Source organism: Streptomyces sp. NBRC 110028 (assembly GCF_001417735.1).
Lineage (GTDB): Bacteria > Actinomycetota > Actinomycetes > Streptomycetales > Streptomycetaceae > Streptomyces.
Genome location: NZ_BBUZ01000094.1, coordinates 1 through 3,748, shown reverse-complemented (window position 1 = coordinate 3,748; position 3,748 = coordinate 1). Strand labels below are relative to the sequence as shown.

General features: G+C 70.5%; 1 protein-coding gene. It reads right to left on the bottom strand.

What is annotated here, in order from left to right; translation table 11 throughout:
* The coding region (locus tag ASC60_RS38395; protein WP_159043430.1) for an SDR family NAD(P)-dependent oxidoreductase at window positions 1-3,748 on the bottom strand (3,748 nt) is incomplete at both ends.

Here is a 3,748-nt window from a genome sequence, read left to right as displayed (position 1 = left end):
GACCGCTGAACAAGAACACCGTCTGACCTGGCGCGGTCGGGGTGTCCTCGGAGTGCATCACCCTGGCGTGCGGTGCACCGATGGCCAGGGCCTGCAAGCCCGCCGTCAGCTCTTCCTGGCTTGCGCCGACGATGACGGCTCGGTGGTCGAAGAGCGAGCGGGTCTTCAGCAGTGACCAGCCGACCTCCACCGGCGATACGTCGTCGTCCGCCGTCACCCGGTCGAGCAGTGCCGCCGCCTGGCCGCGCAGTGCCTCCGTACTCCTCGCCGACACCACCCACGGCACGACCCCGTCGGCCTCCGCGCCCCGTGCTGTGGCCTGTGGCGTGTCCGGGGCCTGTTCCACGATCACGTGAGCATTGGTGCCGCTGATGCCGAAGGAGGACACACCCGCGCGGCGTGACCGTTCGGCCTGCGGCCAGGGGACGGGCTCGGTCAGCAGCCGTACGTCACCAGCCGTCCAGTCCACGTTCGGACTCGGCTCGTCGATGTGCAGCGAGGCGGGCAGCAGCCCGTGCCGCATCGCCATCACCATCTTGATCACACCGGCCACCCCGGCAGCCGCCTGGGTGTGGCCGATGTTGGACTTGATGGAGCCGAGCCACAGGGGCTGGTCGTCCGGTCGGTTCTGTCCGTACGTGGCCAGCAGCGCCTGGGCCTCGATCGGGTCGCCGAGGGTGGTCCCGGTTCCATGCCCCTCCACCACGTCGACCTCGGGGGGCGACAGCCGGGCGTTGGCGAGGGCCTGGCCGATGACCCGTTGCTGGGAGGGGCCGTTCGGTGCCGTCAGTCCGTTGCTCGTGCCGTCCTGGTTGACCGCCGAGCCCCGTACGAGTGCCAGTACGCGGTGGCCGTTGCGCCGGGCGTCCGACAACCGCTCCAGCAGCAGAAGACCGGCTCCTTCACCCCAGCCCGTGCCGTCGGCCGCGGAGGCGAAGGGCTTGCAACGCCCGTCGGCGGCCAGCCCGCGCTGCCGGGAGAACTCGATGAAGGTGGTGGGGGTGGCCATCACCGTCACGCCACCGGCCAGGGCGAGAGTGCACTCGCCCTGCCGTAGCGCCTGAGCCGCCAGATGCATCGCCACCAGCGACGACGAGCACGCCGTGTCCACCGTCACCGCCGGTCCCTCCAGACCGAAGGTGTACGCCACCCGCCCGGACATCACGCTCGGGGTGCCGCCCGCGAGGAGATAACCCTCGACCTCCTGGGCCGACGAACTTCCGACCGCGCCATAGCCCTGGTAGGTGCCCCCCGCGAAGACGCCGGTGTTACTGCCGCTGAGCGCGTCACGGTCGATTCCGGCGCTTTCGAAGGTCTCCCATGCGGTTTCGAGGAGCAGTCGCTGCTGGGGGTCCATGGCGAGCGCTTCGCGCGGGCTGATGCCGAAGAACGCCGCATCGAACGCGGCCGCGTCGTACAGGAAACCGCCCTCCCGCGCGTAGCTGGTGCCCAGACGCTCCGGATCGGGATCGAAGAGCGTGTCAAGGTCCCAGTGCCGGTCGGTGGGCATCGCAGCGACGGCGTCCCGGCCCTCGGCGACCAACTTCCACAGCTCCTCCGGGGAGCGCACCCCGCCGGGGTAGCGGCAGGCCATGCCGATGATCGCGATGGGTTCGTCATCAGCGGCCATGGAGGGTGTGTGGGTGCTGACAGTGGGCGTCTGGCCGGTGAGTTCAGCACGTAGGTACGTGGCGAGCGCACTCGGCGTGGGGTGGTCGAAGACGAGGGCGGGGGCGAGTTCCAGACCGGTGGTGGCGACGAGCTGATTGCGCAGTTCGACGGCGGTGAGCGAGTCGAATCCGAGTTCCTGGAAGGGCTGTGTGGGCGTGACCGCGTCGACGCCGGGATGGCCGAGGACGGTGGCGGCGAGGGTCTGGACGTGGCGCACCAGGAGCTGCTGCTGTTGGTCCGCCGTGGCTGCGGTGAGCTGCTGCCGCAGCGGAGTGGCAGCGGCGGCGGAAGCGATGGGGGTGGTGTCCTCGACGGCGGGGGCCATCATCGGGGTGAGGAACGGGCTCGGGCGCTGCGCCGTGAAGGCGCTGCAGAACCTCTCCCAATCGACATCGGCCACCGTGACGGTGGTGTCGTCGTACGTCAGGGCGTGGTGCAGGGATTTGATGGCGAGATCGATGGTCAGCGGAGAGAGGCCGCGCCGCCTGAGGTGAGAGAGCGTGTTCTCATCGGCGGCCATGCCCGCGTCGCTCCAGGGTCCCCAGGCGATGCTGGTGGCGGGGAGCCCCTGGGCACGGCGGTGTTCGGCGAGAGCGTCGAGGTACGCGTTCGCCGCGGCGTAGGCGGCCTGCTGCCCACTGCCCCAGGTCGCGGCGTTCGACGAGAAGAGTACGAAGGTGTCGAGACCGAGGTCCCGGGTGATCTCGTGCAGATGGGTGGCGGCCAGCGCCTTGGAGTGCAGCACGTACTGCAGCCGCTCGGGGTCCAGCTCGGCGATCGGGCCGAGATCCATGGTTCCGGCGGCGTGGATGACGGTGGTCAGAGGGTGTTCGGCGGGGATGTAGTCGATGAGGTGCTGCAACGCGTCCCGGTTCGAGACGTCGCACGCGGTGATGGTGACCGAGGCGCCCAGCGCGGTGAGTTCTTCGCTGAGCTGGTCGGCCCCGGGGGCGTCGGGGCCGGACCGGCTGATGAGGTGGAGGTGCGGTGCGCCCTCACGGGCGAGCCAGCGTGCGATGTGGGCGCCGAGCCCGCCGGTGCCGCCGGTGATCAGCGTCGTACCAGTCGCCTGCCAGGGCGCCGGGTTCGCGAACGGTCCGGGAGCGGCATGCCCGAGGCGGCGGGCGTAGGTGCCGGTGGTGCGGATCGCGACCTGGTCCTCGGGCTGTCCCGGGACCAGCAGGGCGGCCAGCCGGCCGGCGGTGTGGTGGGTCATGGTGGTGGGCAAATCGATGAGCCCACCCCAACGTTGTGGGTGTTCAAGAGCGGCGACCCGGCCCAGCCCCCAGACCTGGGCCTGGGCCGGGTGGGGGAGCGGATCCGTACGGCCGGCGGCGACCGCGCCCTGCGTGAGACACCAGAGGGGAGCGGTGCTACCGGTGTCGCCGAGTGCCTGGAGCAGTGTGACCGTACCGATGAGTCCGGTAGGGACGGCGGAGTGTCCAATGTGCGCCGCCGTGTCCAGGGCGAGCAGGCTCAGCACACCTGAGACCGGGGCGTCTTCGGCGAGTTGCGTCAGCCGCTCGGTGAGAACATCGCGACGTGACTCCTCCGAAGGGAGTGCATGGAGGGACGCCGTGGCTCCATGGACCTGAAGCGCCTGCACGACGGTCTGGACCGCGGCGTGGTCCTCCTGACCGACGGGGACAACCACCAGCCAGGAACCGCTCAGGGCCGCCGTGGGGGAGTCGGGCAGCTGCTGCCAGGCGGTCCGGTAGCGCCAGGAGTCGATGACCGCCTGCTCGCGGTGCTGACGCCGCCAAGCCGACAGGATTGGGAGGGCGGGCAGGAGCGCGTCGATGCCGGGGCCGTCCTTCTCCAACTGGAGCGCGTTGGTGAGGGCGTCGACGTCCAGCTCCTCGATGGCGTGCCACAGCTGTGCCTCGGCAGGGTCCGCCCCCACACCGGCACCGCTGTTACGGCCATCGGGTGGGGCGAGCCAGAACCGCTGGTGCTGGAAGGCGTACGTCGGCAACGCGACGAGCCGTGGCGCCGGGCTGGCGGGGAACCAGGGTGCCCAGTCGACATCGCCCCCACTGGTGTGGAGTTCTGCGAGGGCGCTGGCGAACGCATGGAC